This is a genomic window from Spirosoma migulaei, assembly GCF_054776855.1.
The window spans coordinates 103,756-120,413 of the sequence record NZ_BAAHBG010000006.1; the positions used below are offsets into that span (position 1 = coordinate 103,756).

At 45.6% G+C, this 16,658-nt stretch carries 12 protein-coding genes and 1 tRNA gene; all 13 read left to right on the forward strand.

Annotated elements, in window-relative coordinates:
- Positions 1 to 9: 9 nt before the first annotated feature.
- The 13 genes from ACYVGO_RS08540 to ACYVGO_RS08600 all read left to right on the forward strand — a co-directional run bounded on the left by ACYVGO_RS08540 (position 10) and on the right by ACYVGO_RS08600 (position 16,653).
- On the forward strand, positions 10 to 2,415 hold the full coding sequence (locus ACYVGO_RS08540) for a M1 family metallopeptidase (RefSeq protein ID WP_460968911.1): 2,406 nt from the start codon (positions 10 to 12) through the stop codon (positions 2,413 to 2,415).
- 120 nt (positions 2,416 to 2,535) lie between these two features.
- Positions 2,536 to 5,130 (forward strand): zinc-dependent metalloprotease, encoded by a 2,595-nt coding sequence (locus ACYVGO_RS08545; RefSeq protein ID WP_460968912.1) that lies wholly within the window; start codon positions 2,536 to 2,538, stop codon positions 5,128 to 5,130.
- 65 nt (positions 5,131 to 5,195) lie between these two features.
- Positions 5,196 to 5,269: transfer RNA gene (locus tag ACYVGO_RS08550), tRNA-Pro, on the forward strand.
- Positions 5,270 to 5,868: 599 nt separating this feature from the next.
- Positions 5,869 to 6,705, forward strand: a complete 837-nt coding sequence (locus tag ACYVGO_RS08555) for a MotA/TolQ/ExbB proton channel family protein (RefSeq protein WP_111346203.1) — start codon at positions 5,869 to 5,871, stop codon at positions 6,703 to 6,705.
- A gap of 73 nt (positions 6,706 to 6,778) precedes the next feature.
- Positions 6,779 to 7,405: an ExbD/TolR family protein gene (locus ACYVGO_RS08560; RefSeq protein ID WP_142776285.1), complete on the forward strand. Its 627-nt coding sequence runs from the start codon at positions 6,779 to 6,781 to the stop codon at positions 7,403 to 7,405.
- A 55-nt stretch (positions 7,406 to 7,460) separates the two neighbouring features.
- Entirely contained in the window at positions 7,461 to 7,997 is a 537-nt protein-coding gene (locus ACYVGO_RS08565) for an ExbD/TolR family protein (RefSeq protein WP_142776286.1), read from the forward strand.
- Positions 7,998 to 8,001: 4 nt separating this feature from the next.
- Positions 8,002 to 8,826, forward strand: a complete 825-nt coding sequence (locus ACYVGO_RS08570; protein ID WP_142776287.1) for an energy transducer TonB — start codon at positions 8,002 to 8,004, stop codon at positions 8,824 to 8,826.
- A 7-nt stretch (positions 8,827 to 8,833) separates the two neighbouring features.
- Complete coding sequence (locus ACYVGO_RS08575) at positions 8,834 to 9,055, forward strand: hypothetical protein (protein WP_142776288.1); 222 nt, start codon at positions 8,834 to 8,836, stop codon at positions 9,053 to 9,055.
- Entirely contained in the window at positions 9,048 to 9,980 is a 933-nt protein-coding gene (locus ACYVGO_RS08580; RefSeq protein ID WP_142776289.1) for a PstS family phosphate ABC transporter substrate-binding protein, read from the forward strand. Before ACYVGO_RS08575 ends, ACYVGO_RS08580 begins: the two co-directional genes overlap by 8 nt.
- Before the next feature lie 89 nt (positions 9,981 to 10,069).
- A complete protein-coding gene (locus ACYVGO_RS08585) occupies positions 10,070 to 11,851 on the forward strand; it encodes a tetratricopeptide repeat protein (RefSeq protein WP_460968913.1) in 1,782 nt (593 codons plus the stop codon).
- Positions 11,852 to 12,022: 171 nt separating this feature from the next.
- Positions 12,023 to 12,604, forward strand: a complete 582-nt coding sequence (locus ACYVGO_RS08590; RefSeq protein ID WP_142776291.1) for an adenylate kinase — start codon at positions 12,023 to 12,025, stop codon at positions 12,602 to 12,604.
- 9 nt (positions 12,605 to 12,613) lie between these two features.
- A complete protein-coding gene (gene obgE / locus ACYVGO_RS08595; protein WP_460968914.1) occupies positions 12,614 to 13,618 on the forward strand; it encodes a GTPase ObgE in 1,005 nt (334 codons plus the stop codon).
- Positions 13,619 to 13,677: 59 nt separating this feature from the next.
- On the forward strand, positions 13,678 to 16,653 hold the full coding sequence (locus ACYVGO_RS08600) for a T9SS type A sorting domain-containing protein (RefSeq protein ID WP_460968915.1): 2,976 nt from the start codon (positions 13,678 to 13,680) through the stop codon (positions 16,651 to 16,653).
- The last annotated feature ends 5 nt before the right edge of the window (positions 16,654 to 16,658 follow it).

Here is a 16,658-nt window from a genome sequence, read left to right on the forward strand (position 1 = left end):
TGATAAACTATGAGAAAACTAGTGTTGATGGCTAGCCTGGTCTTTGGGTCGGTGGCCTCATTCGCTCAGGCACCAACGGCCCCTACTCAAAACGCAAACACGCGTTTCGAGCAGCTTGGCTCCATGATGCCTACGCCCAATACGTTCCGTACAGCATCCGGCGCACCGGGTAAAGATTATTTCCAGAACCGCGCCGACTATGATATTAAGGTTGAACTGGACGATGCCAACCAAAAAATTATTGGTTCTGAAACTGTTACGTATCATAACAATTCAACTGACGAGCTGCCTTTCATCTGGCTCCAACTCGATCAGAATCTGTTTGCCAAAGGGTCTATCGGTAGTGTTACCCGAACGGGGGGTTTAAACGAAAGCGGCATGAGCTTCGCTCAGTTGCAAAACCTGACTTCCGTTCGCGAACGGAGTAGTCAGCAGGCGTCTGATAAATATGGCTACCACATTACGGCCGTTAAAGATGCTAAGTCAGGTACTGCACTGAAATATACCATTAACCAGACAATGATGCGGGTTGATCTGCCAACAGCTATCAAGCCCGGCGGGACCTATTCGTTTAATGTAGACTGGAATTATTTCGTTACCGAATACTACGGTCGTAGTGGCATGGAGTTTTTCGCAAAAGACGGTAATTATAATTACTTTATTGCCCATTGGTTCCCCCGCTTGTGCGCCTATAACGACGTAAACGGCTGGCAGAACAAGCAGTTCCTGGGTCAGGGCGAATTCACGCTTATTTTCGGCAATTATAAAGTAGCCATTACCGCCCCTAGTGATCACGTTGTTGGCGCTACCGGCGAATGCCAAAACTACAAGCAAGTACTTTCAGCTACGCAACAGAAACGCCTGGCACAGGCAGCCACCTCAAAAAATCCGGTTGTTATTGTAACACAGGAAGAAGCCGAGGCAGCACTAAAAACCAAACCAAGCGATAAAGTAGGTAAGAAAACGTGGGTTTATTCGGCATCTAATGTCCGTGACTTTGCGTTTACCAGCAGCCGCCGGTTTATCTGGGATGCTATGCAAACCGATGTGTACGGCGACGGGCACAAAATCTGGTCTATGTCGTTTTATGCCAAAGAAGGCAATCCACTATGGGGACAATATTCAACTCGCGTGGTTGAGCATACCCTGAAATCGTACGGCAATCGCACCATCAAATATCCATACCCTGTTGCTATTTCATGCCATGCTACGGCAGGTGGTGGTATGGAATACCCGATGATTTCGTTCAACGGTGGCCGCCCGGAAGCGGATGGGACGTATTCAGAGCAAACGAAAGCAGGCATGATTGGGGTGATTATCCACGAAGTGGGTCATAACTTCTTCCCCATGATTGTTAACTCCGATGAACGCCAGTGGACCTGGATGGATGAGGGATTGAATACCTTCTGCCAGTACCTCGCCGAAAAAGAATGGGACTATAATTTCCCAAGCCGCCGGGGCGAGCCACAGTACATTGTCGATTACATGAAGTCTGACAAATCGGTCCTGTCGCCCATCATGACATCGTCCGACAACGTAATTAGCCTTGGACCAAATGCGTACGCGAAACCAGCTACGGCGCTTAATATCCTGCGCGAAACTGTAATGGGTCGTGAGTTATTCGATTACGCCTTTAAAGAATACGCTCGCCGATGGGCGTTCAAAAGCCCCGAGCCAGCCGATTTCTTCCGTACGCTGGAAGACGCATCGGGGGTTGATCTGGATTGGTTCTGGAAAGGCTGGTTCTACGGCGTTGAGCCTGTTGACCAGGATTTAGTCGAAGTAGATTGGTTCCAGGTTGATTCAGGCAATCCTGAAGTGACCAAAGCAGCTGCTCGTGCTGAAGCGCAACGTCGGGCCGGAACCATCAGTAAGCAACGTGATGCCGCTACCCAGGCTGAAACGGTTGTTGCCAAAGATTCGACTATGAAGGATTTCTATAATAACTATGATCCGTATAAGGTTACAGATGCTGACAAAAAGAAATACCAGGACTATTTGGCTACGTTGAGTGACGAAGAGCGCAAAACGCTTGAGACAAATGCAGGAACCAACTTCTATACGTTATCGCTGAAAAATAAAGGCGGTATACCAATGCCGGTTATTATTCGGATGCAGTTTGAAGATGGTACGGATTCGGTGGCCCGCTTCCCGGCGGAGATTTGGCGCTTCAACGATGTGTCGATCAAAAAGGTCATTGCTACTCCTAAAAAAGTAACGCAGTGGACGCTCGACCCATTCCAGGAAATTGCCGATATAGACGCCGAAAACAACTCATTCCCCCGAGTGGCTGCCCCAACTCGTTTCCAGTTGTTCAAACAACAGCAGCGTTTTGGTCCACAGGGACCTAACCCAATGCAACAGCAACGGCGGGCTACACAGCCACCGGCCACCCAGGGTAGCGGAAAGAACTAACCAAGCAATCCTAAATACGAATACCGTAAAAAGCGGTCTTTGACGATTAAGTTAAAGACCGCTTTTTGTTGGATCACTAAACTGTACAAACAGATTAAACTACAGAATTTTACTAGTATAATGAAAATCTCTATTCCGTTTCTAGCTCTTTTTACACTGATCAGCCTTGCTGGCATTTTAGGTGTACAGGCCCAAACTCCTTTACCAACTTCACCTTCATCGCCAACCATGACGTTGCCCGGTGCCACAACCGCAACACCCACCGCAACAACAGTTGTAGCAGCGCCGAAAGTACCTATGAAACCTTACCGTGAGGTAATTACGGCAGCAGCCCAGACAAGCAGGGGTTTGTTTACCGCCCACCGGGTCGACGAAAAGTATTATCTTGAAATTCCAGACACGTTGTTAGGCCGGGAGTTTATGGCCATTACCCGTATTGCCAAAGCGCCTACCGGCGCAGGTTACGGCGGAGAACTGGCCAACCGGCAGGTATTACGCTGGGAACGGGGCCCAGACAAGAAAATCTTGCTTCGGGTGGTGAGCTACATCAATGTAGGGAATGATACGTTGCCCATTTCGCAGGCCGTTCGGAATTCCAATGTTGAGCCCATTGCTGCCGCTTTCGACATAAGAGCAATTCGTAAAGACAGTGTAGCGGCATCCGTCATTGATGTAACTGACTTTTTCAAAGGAGATAATCAGGTGGTCTCAATTAATCCAATTACAAAATACCGTTACCGACTAACAGCCTTATCCCTGGAGCGATCATTTGTGCAACGCATCAAATCGTATCCGATTAATACTGAGGTGATGGTAACAAAAACGTTTACAGTCAATACAACACCCGTAGTACCATCGCCCGTACCATCCCCACTGCCCACAGTGGCTTTGCCCGTTGGTAATGAAGCAGGTGCGGTGACGATGGAAATTAATACATCCATGATTCTGCTACCCCGTACACCCATGCGGAAACGGTTGTTCGATAGTCGGGTCGGCTTTTTCGCCAATAGCTACACGGTATATAATGACGCATCGCAGCGAACAGAAGATGAAACATTTGCTGTCCATTGGAAACTGGAAGCCAAAAATGCGGCTGACGTGCAGCGTCAGAAAGCCGGTGAGCTCATTGAGCCGCGCAAGCCCATCGTCTATTATATTGACCCAGCCACGCCCCTTAAGTGGCGAAAATTCCTGAAGTTGGGCGTTGCCGACTGGCAGGTTGCGTTTGAAAAAGCAGGCTGGAAAAATGCGATTATCGCTAAAGACTGGGATAATAAAGATACAACGCTTAGTCTGGAAGATGCCCGCTACTCAGTGATTCGCTACTTCGCATCGGATATCGAAAATGCGTACGGGCCAAACGTCCACGATCCCCGCTCGGGTGAAATCATCGAAAGCCACATCGGCTGGTATCATAATGTGATGAACCTGCTGCGGAAGTGGTATATGGTACAGGGAGCTGCGGTAGATGTTCGGGCACGCAAACCAAAATTTGACGATGAATTAATGGGGCAACTGGTCCGGTTTGTATCGTCGCACGAAGTAGGGCACACACTTGGGTTACGACACAACTACGGCTCCAGCCATGCTACACCCGTTGAAAAGCTGCGTAACAAAGAGTTTATTAAACAATACGGACATACGGCATCTATCATGGACTACGCCCGGTTCAACTACGTAGCACAGCCCGAAGATGGTATTACAGACTTATTTCCGCGTATTGGCACCTACGACATATGGGCTATCGAGTGGGGCTATAAACCAATATACGACACTCCAACACCCGAAGCAGATAAGATGATCTTAAATGAGTGGGTAAAAAAACATGTTGGTGATCCACGTTATTGGTTTGGCACAGAAACAAACCCACTTGATCCACGTTCACAAAGCGAAGATTTAGGCGACAATGCCATGATTGCCAGTACATATGGCATTAAAAACCTAAAACGAATTTTACCAAATCTCACCAAATGGACGGGCGAAGAAGCAGAAGATTACGATAAGTTACGGGAAATGTATGGTGAGATTGCCGGACAGTACAGACGGTATATGGGCCATGTGACTAAGTATGTAGGGGGAGTATATGAAACCCCTCATACATACGACCAGGCTGGCATTGTGTATGAGCCAACGCCCCGTGGGCTACAGAAAAGCGCTGTAGCCTTCCTGAATCAACAATTGTTTCAAACACCAGCCTGGTTGCTAGATGCTAAAATCATGCAGCTTGTCCGTCCAGACCAAGGCGTTGATTATTTGCGAACCTTGCAGGAAACCACCCTGAACAGCCTAATGGACATTGGCCGACTAACACGCCTGATTGAAAACAGTAGCCGACCTACTAAGTCATACAGTCTGGATGAGTTCATGACAGACCTACAGTTATCGATCTGGCGGGAGTTAAAGGCGGGACATTCCATTGATGTGTATCGTCGGAACCTTCAGAAAGTATATGCGGAGAAATTAATTTCGATGTTAACGCCCTCACCTGCGACTGCCCCAGCGGCCGGATTTGCGGGTAACGGTTTCCGCTATAATGCCGGTCCGATTGCCGATGTTCGTAAATCCGATATTATGTCTGAGGTACGAGCCCAATTAGTTAATCTACGAGGTAGTATCAAGGTAGCTATTCCCCGACAAACCGATAAGATGAGCCGGTATCATTTAAGCGATGTGCTAGCCCGTATCGACAACGCATTAAATCCTAGACGGGGATAATAGCCATTTTATCCAGTCAAATCTTTTGACAATTACCTATACTTCGCTACTTTTGCACACCCATTCGGGATGTAGCGCAGTCCGGTAGCGTGCTTGCATGGGGTGCAAGAGGTCGTGGGTTCGAATCCCGCCTTCCCGACAGTTAAAAGTAAGGAGTTACGGCAACGTGGCTCCTTTTCTTTTTTTACTGGATTATATAAATAATCCTAAGTCAGTCGCTCAACTCCCCTAGAGGTATTCCTGCCGACCCTTACATCTTTTTAGCCAATAGATCACCCCAACTACGTTTTCTATATTTTTTTAGAGGTGATTATGGAATCACTCACTCTGCTGCATCTATACAAAAGCGAGGCACAAGCAAAGTCTGTTAACGTCTCTTCACAATCTTAACAATTATTTTATGAGCAACGCCCCACCTTTATAACCAGTCAACAATCCAGCCGATTAAAAAGGGCTTTATGTACGTTAGTTGAAAAACAAGGCTTTAGCTTGGTGGCTCTCCAACGAAAATAAAGTAGAGAAGAAAGGATATGTGCAAGTATTTATTGCTGGATTACAATACGAGTGAAACATTTGACATATAGAATTGTGTGGTTTTTGGCGGAAAACACATATTTTTGTGGAGGTTCGACGGTGTTTCTACTAAATTTTTAGCTGGACGAACCGAAAGAGTCTAAATTTTTCACTTTTTTTACCGGGTAAACCAACTTTTAATTTTAACCCTACAGTCCAGTTCCAATGAAAACACAAACTCCCTCTCCAGCACCTGCCAAAGCACCGGCACCAAAAAAGAAGTCATCAGGTGGCCTAAACCCCGCGTTAGTGATCCCGATTCTGCTGATTATCGGTATTCTGACGTACATGTTCGTCTTCGGTGATGGCAGCCACTTCCAGGAAGGTGACAACACGAAAGAACCACTCCCAGGCGACTACTTCGGTACCGTATACAAGGGCGGATTTATCGTACCAATTCTGTTCACCTGTTTTCTGACGGTGCTGGTATTCTCGATCGAGCGTTTCATCACGATTGGCCGGGCCAATGGCTCAGGTTCAATTGACGATTTCGTTCGGAAAATTAAAAGCCAACTAGACCGTAACGAAGTAGCAGCCGCCATTCAGGAATGCGATCGTCAGAAAGGTTCGATCGGTAATGTTGTAAAAACCGCTCTGGTTAAATACCAACAATTAGCTACCGATACCGAACTGAACAAAGAACAAAAATTAGTAGCGCTGCAAAAAGAAGTAGAAGAAGCAACAACGCTCGAATTGCCAATGCTGGAAAAAAACCTAACCATCATTGCTACGCTGGCTTCGGTTTCTACCCTGATTGCTCTGCTCGGAACTGTACTTGGTATGATTCGGGCCTTCGCAGCCATGGGTGCTACAGGACAGCCTGACACAGGTGCGCTTTCAACTGGTATTTCAGAAGCCCTTGTAAACACGGCTCTGGGTATTGGTACGGCTGCTATCGCAACGATCATGTATAGCTATTTCACAAGCCGTATTGACGTGCTGACCTATAACATTGATGAGATCGGCCTGAGCATTCAGCAGAACTTTGCGGCTCACTATTAAGCCGAATTTGCACAGTTGATGTACTTTAACCAACCTGCCCGACTCGTTCGGGCAGGAAGAAACAAAATAACTCATGCCAGCAGTTAAAATAAAACGCGCCAGTTCCACAGTGGATATGACGGCGATGTGCGATGTGGCGTTTCTGTTGCTGACGTTCTTTATCCTAACGGCTCAGTTTAGGTCTCAGGATGCTGCCGCTATTGAAACGCCTTCGTCCATCTCTGGAATCAAAGTCCCTGATAGTGACATTATGACTATCGGTCTTGGTCGGGATGGCAAAGTGTATTTCGGTATCGACAATGCGCAAAACCGTATTGCCATGCTGGATAACATTGCTGCCGCTAAAGGGCTTACCTTCACAAACAACGAGAAGAAGGAATTTTCGCTGATGTCGAACTTTGGATTACCAATTAACCAGTTGAAATCTTATCTGAATTTGCCCAAAGAGCAACAGGCCAAGGTAAAACAATCAGGTATTCCAACAGACTCGACGGGTGCAGGTCCAACAAACGAGTTGAAAGAATGGGTTTACAATGCCCGTAAGGCTAACAATGGTCTTCGAATTGCGCTGAAAGGTGATAACCTCGCCAAATTCCCCGAATTCAAGAACGTATTAGCTACGCTACAAGCACAGAATATCAATAAATTCAACCTGATTACGGGGACAGAAGCTCCTCCAGCAGGCTGGAAAGCTGATTAACTCGTAGCGATTGCAATTAAAATTCATTTTCACCACGAGAATCTGTTAAGAAAACATGGCAGAAATTAACACTGGCGGTGGTGGTGGTAAGCATGATGGTGGTAAGGTCAGGTCAAAAAAAGCGTCAACCCGCGTGGATATGACGCCCATGGTTGACCTGGGATTTCTCCTGATTACCTTTTTCATTCTCGCTACTACCCTGAGCAAGCCATCTTCGATGACGCTCAACGTGCCGGATAAAACACAAAAGGAAGAAACGGAGCCTATTAAGGCGTCCAACGTAATGACGATCTTTCTAGGGAAAGATAACAAGGCGCACTACATTTTCGGTAAAGCAGCTGGTGAAGACCCTGAAGTGAAAACCGTTGGCTATGGCTACGAGTTTCGGCAGGCACTCACAGAAAATGCGAAGAAGGTAGGTGGCGAAAAGTTTGTGGTAGTTATTAAACCAACCAAAGAATCAACCTACAAAAATATGGTTGACGTATTGGATGAAATGGCTATTACGAAGCTAAAGCGCTACGCCCTTGTGGACGCATTGACTCCCGATGAGAAAAAGCTTCTCAAAGACAAAGTAAAATTAGACATATAACACCATGGCACAAATCGATTCAAATGCAACACTCGATGATATCGTGTTTGCTAACCGACATAAAGCGTATGGTGCCTATGATTTACGGAAATCATACCCTAAGGCAGTAACCCGCGCCCTCATTATTGGTGGTGTACTCTTCACCCTTGGTGTGCTTTCTCCTACAATCATTAGTGCTTTAACTCCAGAGAAACAGGAGCAGGCAATGGTGGAAGTGGATTTGATGAAACTCCCTCCTCCACCTATTGATCCTAATGAGCCACCACCACCGCCACCACCACCGGTAGAATTACCGAAGGTGAACACGGTGAAGTTCTTGCCGCCCGAAGTAAAACCGGATGAGGAAGTACCGGAGGAAACGCCACCGCCAGCCGTTGAAGAACTGAAGGAAGCCGTAGCTGCCGAAAAAACGCAGGAAGGTGACCCAAATGCCGAAGAAGTTATTGCAGCTCCTGAAGCTACAGCCGCTCCAACCAAGGTAGAAGTTGCCGTTGAAGCTGCTCCGAAAGAAGAAGAAATCTTTACGGTAGTAGAACAACAGCCAGAATTTAGTGGTGGTATGGCAGCACTTGGCCAGTACCTAAGCAAAAACCTTCGGTACCCGGCTGCTGCACAACGGGCTAACGTTTCGGGCCGCGTATTCGTGAGCTTCGTAGTTAATACCGATGGTAGTATTCAGGACGTTCAAGTCTTGAAAGGGCTAGGATTTGGTACAGATGAAGAAGCACAACGTGTAGTGAAAGGCATGCCTAAATGGCGCCCTGGTAAACAATCAGGCCGTCCTGTTCGGGTAAAGTATAACCTGCCTATTAACTTTACGCTGGAATAATTCATCTATGCGCAGACAAAATAGTGGCCCAGCACGGCTAACGCTGTATATTTCAGTTTTGGCTTCGCTGGCATACATGGGAGGAGGCATCGCACTGATTGCCTCCTCTCAGTCTTTTGGGATGTTGCCTGAAACCGGACCATTTCGATATGGGATGGGAATACTGCTACTACTGTATGGAGCTTTCCGGGCTTATCGGGCTTATCTACGTTTTCAGGAAAATGAGTAATCGACTTCTTGCACTTCTGGCATTTGCAGTTGGCTTAATGAGCTGCGGCAATGGTAAACCACCTCTGGACAATCCATCGCAGGGTAGTATTGTTGTTGCTGCCGACGAATCCTTTCAACCCCTCGTAACGCAGTTGGTCTCGGCCTATTCTGGGATTTATCCGAATACCAATTTCAAAATTGTTTTTAAACCTGAGCAGGAAGCCATCAATATGATGCTTCAAGATAGTGCTCGGATTGTATTCACGACACGTGTATTGAAGCCTAATGAACGTGCGATCCTTGATCAGCGAAAAATAAAGGGAGCGACTGAAAAAATTGCTACTGATGGCGTAGCACTCATTATCAACAAAGCCAATACAGATAGCCTGATTACAATGGCGGATCTAAAACGTATTTTTAATGGGCAGCTAAAATTATGGGGGCAGCTCAAAGGCGGCAATCAAAATAGTCCTATTACATTGGTCTTTGATAATAACAATTCCAGTAATTTGGAGTTTGTATTAAAAACTTTTAATGTCAAGGACGTAAAGAACTTACGAATATTTACCACTCATTCAAACCGCGAGGTTATAGACTTTGTGCGTAAGAATCCGTCGGCGCTTGGTTTTATTGGTGTTAACTGGATTAGTGATAGTGATGAACCCCTTTCCGTTGAGTTGGCTCAGGACCTTCGTGTAATGGGTGTTTCGGATAAGGAAAATCCAACGAAACGGGATGACTATTTCCAACCCTTTCAGGAAGATTTAGGCATGCAGCGCTATCCCTTACGGCGACCTGTTTACATCTTAAGCCGCGAAACGCATCCAGGCTTAGGAGGAGGGCTAATTAATTATATAGCCCGGGATGCAGGTTCTCTAATCATTCGTAAATTGGGGCTTTGGCCCAGAACGCCATACGATCGGGTTATTAACCTGACAAAATGAGGAAGTTTTTTTGGTTTAATCGCAATTTTTTAGTTTTGTCAATTGTTTAATTAGCACATAACCTTTTTTTCATTTCCAACTTGAAGTACATGATGAACAACCAGAAGCAGTCGCTATTGACCATCCTGTTCGTTGGGGCGACCATGACGACTCCTTTAGTGGCGCAGGATCTCCAAACGGCCTTACAGGATGTTGAGGCTGAGCGATATACTAAGGCAGAACAAACGCTAACAAAATTAGCCACAAGTTCGCCCACGGCTGAAAATCAGTTTTACCTCGGTTATTATTACCTCAGAAGCGGTCAACCTGATAAAGCAAAGGCTATTTTTGAGAAAGGAGCCGCTGCCGATGCTAAAAACCAATTAAATAACGTTGGTTTGGCTGGCGTTGCACTGGCAAAAAAAGACCGTAGCACAGCTAAATCGCTTATTGATAATGCTGTTGCACAAACCAAAAGCAAAGATGAGGCTGTCTTGATCCGGGCTGGCGAAATGTACACCTTGTCTGATCAGACAAATGACCCTGCAGAAGCACTTCGATTATTAACATTAGCTCAGGAAAAAGACAAAAAGGGGGAGCATAAGGATGAGATCGAAATGCTCATGGGTGATGCTTACTTCCTGAAAAATGATGGTGGTAACGCTATTACGAAGTATGAAAATGCATTGGCGGCTAAACCAACGTTGGCAGAGGCTAATTATAAAATTGGTCGTTTATACCTTCGTGGCAAAAACTACGCAAAAGCCCAGGAATTTTTTAAACTGGCTATTCAGAATGATCCAGAGTTTTCGCCTACCTATCGTGCTTATGCCGATGCATTAGCAAATTCAAGGGCATATAAAGCGGCTGCTACGAACTACGAGTTGTTTATCCAGAAAAGTGGCACAACCGATCCTGAATTGCTACTTGACGTTGCTCGTTACAAATTCTTAGCTCAAGATTACCAAGGCGCTGTTACTTACCTAGATCAGCTAAAAGGGAAAATAAACAACCCTATTATTGATCGGATGTACGGTTGGGCTTATTCTGCTTTAGGGAAGAATCAGGAAGCAGTTGAAGCGTTGAATCGTTTTATCTCGACAGCTCCTCAAAAAGTAATGGTTGATGACTATAAATACCTGGGTCGTGCACAAGCTAAATTAGGCACCCCCGAGGGCGATTCATTAGGTATCATGAACCTGGAAAAAGCCGCACCTCAGGATACAACCGAAAACCTGTATCGTGAGATTGCCAAGACGTATTATGATGATAAAAAATACGACAAGGCTGCCGAGTATTATGCCAAGACAATCAAGAACGACAAGAAGCCGCTTAACAATGATTACCTGTTCAATGGCTTAGCCAACTATCAATATGGCTTCCGGGTTGGACGTGATACTACAGCTGCCCCAATGGATACGGCTCAGATTCGTATAGGACGCCAGACCTATTTCTTACGTGCCGATTCTGCTTTTGCTCAGATGGCACAACAGGTTGAAAAAACTGCTGGTGAAACCTATCCACTAGCCTACTACTACCGTGGTCAGTCAACGTATTATGCATATCCATCTGCGATATCGCTTTCAACGGGTGCAGCTGTCCCTTTTTACGAAAAGTTCATTGAGCTAGCAAACGCCGAAACGGATGCGGCAAAAAAACAGAGCTATCAGAAAAACCTGATAACATCTTATAAATTTTTAGCCTCGTATAATCTGGCTAAAAAGGATGATGCAAAAGCCAAGGAGTATTTCAACAAGGTATTGGAATTAGACCCGAATGATGCTGATGTGAAGAAAGCGCTGGAAGGTCCTAAACCAGCGGCTGCACCAACAAAACCAGCGGCTACCCCTGCCACTAAGGCACCAGTAAAAAAGAAAGTAGCCGATAAATAACAGAAATTCTGACTTAAAAATAGAAAAGCGTAGGTTTGACACCTACGCTTTTTTCATTTCCTGGCCTAAAGCGAGTGACTATCAATGAATATAGCTATTATTTTCCCGAGGGTATCGTAACTTTGCGGGCGCAATTTTTTTTCGACTACACGACACTACCCAGAGACGCCGATGCTTAACCTTGTACTGTTTGGCCCGCCAGGAGCCGGAAAAGGTACCCAAAGCGAAAAACTTATTCAGAAGTACAACTTAGTTCACTTATCAACGGGCGATTTGTTACGATCGCAAATTGCAGCCGGTACAGAACTAGGTCTTCGAGCCAAACAATTAATGGATCAAGGCTTATTAGTGCCCGATGAGGTAGTAATTGGCATGATTGAAAACAAACTACGCGAAAATCAGTCGGCACCAGGCTTTATTTTCGATGGCTTTCCGCGCACTGTTCTTCAGGCAGAAGCCCTTGATCAATTGCTTAGCCATTATCAGGCACCCATTGCAACTATGATTGCGTTGGTTGTTAATGATGAGGAGCTGATTCGACGCTTACTAAAACGAGGTGAAACATCTGGCCGTCCTGATGACAGAGACGAGGCAACTGCTCGCCGACGTGTAAGTGTTTACAATAAAGAAACAATGCCCGTAGCTGACTATTATAGTCAACAGGGAAAATTCGCAGCTATCGACGGCATAGGTAATATTGACGATATTTTTCAAGCAATTTGCCAAAAAATTGAGGAGTCGGTAGCGAGGTAAAGGATAGTTATGGCTTCATCAAATTTTATTGATTACGTAAAAATAAACTGTCGTTCAGGGGCCGGAGGGGCTGGATCTGTCCACTTTCGCCGTGAAAAACACGTCCCTAAAGGTGGACCCGATGGGGGCGATGGCGGACGAGGTGGCCATATTATTCTTCGTGGAAATTCCCAATTATGGACCCTTCTGCACCTTAAATACCGTAAACATGTTAAAGCGGGCAATGGTGTAGCAGGCGAAGGAGGACGACGAACCGGAGCTGAAGGCGAGGACGTTATTTTAGAAGTACCCCTTGGCACTATTGCTCGTGATCCAGAATCAAGCACTAAACTTGCTGAAATCACGGAAGAGGGTCAGGAGATTATTCTGTTCCCGGGTGGAAGAGGTGGGCTCGGCAACGATCATTTCAAGTCATCAACGCAACAGGCTCCCTATTACTCTCAAACGGGAGAGCCAGGTAGAGAAGAGTGGGTCATATTAGAGCTAAAACTATTAGCTGATGTGGGCTTAGTTGGTTTCCCTAATGCGGGCAAATCAACCCTTTTATCCGTCTTATCCGCTGCCCGACCTGAAATTGCAGATTACCCGTTTACAACCCTTGTTCCTAATTTAGGGGTCGTAGCTTATAGGGATTATAAGTCATTTGTGATGGCCGATATTCCCGGTATAATCGAAGGAGCATCGCAGGGTAAAGGCTTAGGATTACGATTTCTACGACACATTGAACGTAATTCGATACTGCTATTTTTAATCCCAGCCACTAGCGAAGATATTCGGCAGGAGTATAACACACTATTGAACGAGTTACGCGAGTTTAATCCGGAACTGATGGATAAGACTCGTATTCTAGCCATTACCAAGATTGATCTGGTCGATGACGACGCTTTAGCACAAATCAAAAATAGTGTGCCCAAAAAAGTACCTGTTACCTATATTTCCTCGGTTAGTCAACGAGGTTTGGATGAGTTAAAAGATATTATTTGGCAAAATCTGACGACTGTTGAGCCAGTATGATAGGCTAATGTTGGTCTATCTGTTATCCGTCAGTTCGGCTGGTCGCGTTTTCACTTATTATGAACTATTTTCTCAAGGTTTACGGTACAGTGCTTTTACTTCTGATATCTCTATCGGTAAAGGCGCAACTTCAGGTTTCATTCCCCACAACCCGAGCCATTCTTCAGCGAAATAATTCTAATCAAGCTACCATCCGAATTACTGGATATTACACATCCTCTGTCACACGAATTGAAGCCCGACTACAGGCTCGAGATGGCGTGGGCACGTCAACAGATTGGCAAGCTATCCAGAATACCCCAGCAGGTGGAGTCTTTGCTGGTGATCTGACAGGAACCGGTGGCTGGTATAATCTCGATGTCAGAGGAATGAATGGTGACCAACAGGTAGGTACTATAACGACTGTTGAACGCGTAGGAATCGGCGAAGTATTTATTGTGGCGGGCCAGTCTAACGGGCAAGGCGTGCACCAGAATTCGCCTAACCCCAGGAATGATCTTGTCAATTGTGTGAATTATTTATATCCTAGTAATGGCTTCCCAAATGATCCCCCAGCACCCGTTTTTACATTATTAGATAATACAACAGACTTTACAATTGCCCCGAGAGGAGTAGGTAGCTGGTGTTGGGGACAGCTAGGTGATATTTTAGCCAAACGTCTGAAAGTACCCATTTTATTTTTTAACGCAGCCTTTTCGGGAACAGCCGTCAGAAACTGGCGTGAAAGTGCACCTGAAGGAGGTACAGCTTATGGGGTTTATAATGGAGATCCTTACCCAGGACGTCAACCCTATATCAATCTTAAGATTTCGCTGCAATTTTATGCAAATATGCTTGGCCTGCGAGCCGTACTTTGGCATCAGGGTGAGGCAGACAACTTAATTAATACATCAACCAGTTCTTACGTTAACGATCTGAAAACCGTAATCAACCAGGCTCGTCAGGATTACAATAAGAATATGGCTTGGGTTGTAGCACGGGTTAGTTATGGTGATTTTATTGGAGGTATTGATGAGGCTATTATTGCAGCTCAAAACCAAGTGATTAGCTCTACGCCAAACGTATTTGCAGGACCTAACAGCGATATAATTCAAGTTCCCCGAAAACGTGCTCCCCTTAATGATCCCGAAGGTTTACACTTCGATTATGATGGCCTTGTTGACATAGCGAATGCCTGGAATAACAGTTTAACTGACTCATTTTTCCAAAGTGCCCCCCCCATAAGTGCGTCCCCATCCCCTACAATATCCGTTGCCTGTGCTAGCAATAACACACTTACACTGACCGTCAATGGGAGTTATCCAACTGTACAATGGGAATCGGGAGAATCAGGTAGTACAATCACTAAAGGTGCAGGTATCTATCGAGCTAAAATTAAAGATGGTTTAGGTAATACATTTTACTCTAGCCAGGTACGTGTATCGGATGCGCCCGTAGCTTCAGTGGTAGACAATCGCCCTCCATCCGTATGTATTGGTAGTAGTTTAGGCTTGACGGCTAACTATGATAATGTTACATGGTTGAATCAACAAACGAATACAACCGTTGCTACCACACGTACACTTTCTACGACGACGGCAGGGGCCTATTATATTCGTTATCGGGACGTAAGTGGCTGCGATTTTACGTCTAATACGCTAAATGTTACAGTCAATGCGTTGCCAGCTACACCTGCCATTACAAATGATAAGCCCACTACTTTTTGCCAGGGTGATAATACAGCCTTAAGAGCGAGTAGCGATAATGTTCAATATAACTGGAGCGACGGCCAGAAAAATAAAGTAGTGACTATTGGATCTTCGGGTTCTTATTTCCTGACCGTGACCGACCAAAATGGCTGTACATCTGCTACGTCTAATACGGTTGCAGTTACAGCCAATCCAGTACCCGCTAAACCCGTTATTTCAACTAATGGCCCTACAACCTTCTGCGCAGACCGGACAATTACCCTAACAGCTCCGCAAGAAGTAGCTTATCAATGGACCAACGGGCAGACGAGTCAAAGTATCACATTGAATCAATCAGGAGATTTTGCCGTTCGCACTCAGAATCAGTTTGGCTGTACATCTGAGCAGTCTGCTATCATTACACTTAAAGTAAACCCTTTGCCAGATGTACCGACTATCTCACCACTCGGAGCAACTACATTTTGTGATGGTAATCGTGTGTCCTTGATAGCAAATAGTCCATTTGATGTAGTTTGGTCAAGCGGACAAACCAACAAATCCATTACGATTGGCACATCAGGGAATTATGCGGTACAGGCTCAGGATCAAAATGGTTGCCTATCGTCCTATTCACCCATAATTGTTGTTAAAGTCAACCCCCTGCCCACTACGCCAGTCATACTAGCGAACCCATCTCCTATTATCTGCGAAGGTAGTCAGGCTACATTGCGCGTAGACGGTCCTTATACGGTTTTCTGGAGTACGGGGGATTCAACACAACGAATTACAACAGCAAATGCAGGAACTTACTCAGCTAAAGTACGAGATGTGAATGGATGTGTTTCGGCACAATCTGGCTCAATAACGGTAGAGTTAAGACCAATTCCACCGCCACCAACTGTGAATATTATTGGTACCTATACCCTTGAGGCAGTTAGCTCAACGAACGGTACACTATTTCGCTGGCGTCGTGATAATGATTCGCTCGCCGTTCAATCGGCTACGATTAAAGCCAACCAGTCAGGTACTTATACCGCCCGTTCTTCTATTATTTATTCGCAAACGTTAACCTGTTTTTCTCTTCCATCGGCTCCCGTTTCGTTTACCATTGATGTAAATAATAAAGGCCTAAGTGTCTACCCGAACCCAAATCCTGATAAAATTTTAATCGTAGAGACCCGCGAGAATCTAACTAATGCTGTGCTCACAATTTATACGCTGACTGGTCAGGTAGTACTAACAACCAGCGTTCCTTCCTTTGACGACCGGAAACAGTTAACACTAACAGGCATGCCATCGGGGTCCTATATTTTACGTGTTCAGGCTGCTGACTTCGATGTTTCCAAGCGAATTATCCTAGGATTGTAATATTA

Coding starts and splice junctions, on each gene's coding strand:
- ACYVGO_RS08540 (WP_460968911.1), top strand. CDS start 10: ATGAGAAAACTAGTGTTGATGGCTAGCCTGGTCTTTGGGTCGGTGGCC.
- ACYVGO_RS08545 (WP_460968912.1), top strand. CDS start 2,536: ATGAAAATCTCTATTCCGTTTCTAGCTCTTTTTACACTGATCAGCCTT.
- ACYVGO_RS08555 (WP_111346203.1), top strand. CDS start 5,869: ATGAAAACACAAACTCCCTCTCCAGCACCTGCCAAAGCACCGGCACCA.
- ACYVGO_RS08560 (WP_142776285.1), top strand. CDS start 6,779: ATGCCAGCAGTTAAAATAAAACGCGCCAGTTCCACAGTGGATATGACG.
- ACYVGO_RS08565 (WP_142776286.1), top strand. CDS start 7,461: ATGGCAGAAATTAACACTGGCGGTGGTGGTGGTAAGCATGATGGTGGT.
- ACYVGO_RS08570 (WP_142776287.1), top strand. CDS start 8,002: ATGGCACAAATCGATTCAAATGCAACACTCGATGATATCGTGTTTGCT.
- ACYVGO_RS08575 (WP_142776288.1), top strand. CDS start 8,834: ATGCGCAGACAAAATAGTGGCCCAGCACGGCTAACGCTGTATATTTCA.
- ACYVGO_RS08580 (WP_142776289.1), top strand. CDS start 9,048: ATGAGTAATCGACTTCTTGCACTTCTGGCATTTGCAGTTGGCTTAATG.
- ACYVGO_RS08585 (WP_460968913.1), top strand. CDS start 10,070: ATGATGAACAACCAGAAGCAGTCGCTATTGACCATCCTGTTCGTTGGG.
- ACYVGO_RS08590 (WP_142776291.1), top strand. CDS start 12,023: ATGCTTAACCTTGTACTGTTTGGCCCGCCAGGAGCCGGAAAAGGTACC.
- obgE (WP_460968914.1), top strand. CDS start 12,614: ATGGCTTCATCAAATTTTATTGATTACGTAAAAATAAACTGTCGTTCA.
- ACYVGO_RS08600 (WP_460968915.1), top strand. CDS start 13,678: ATGAACTATTTTCTCAAGGTTTACGGTACAGTGCTTTTACTTCTGATA.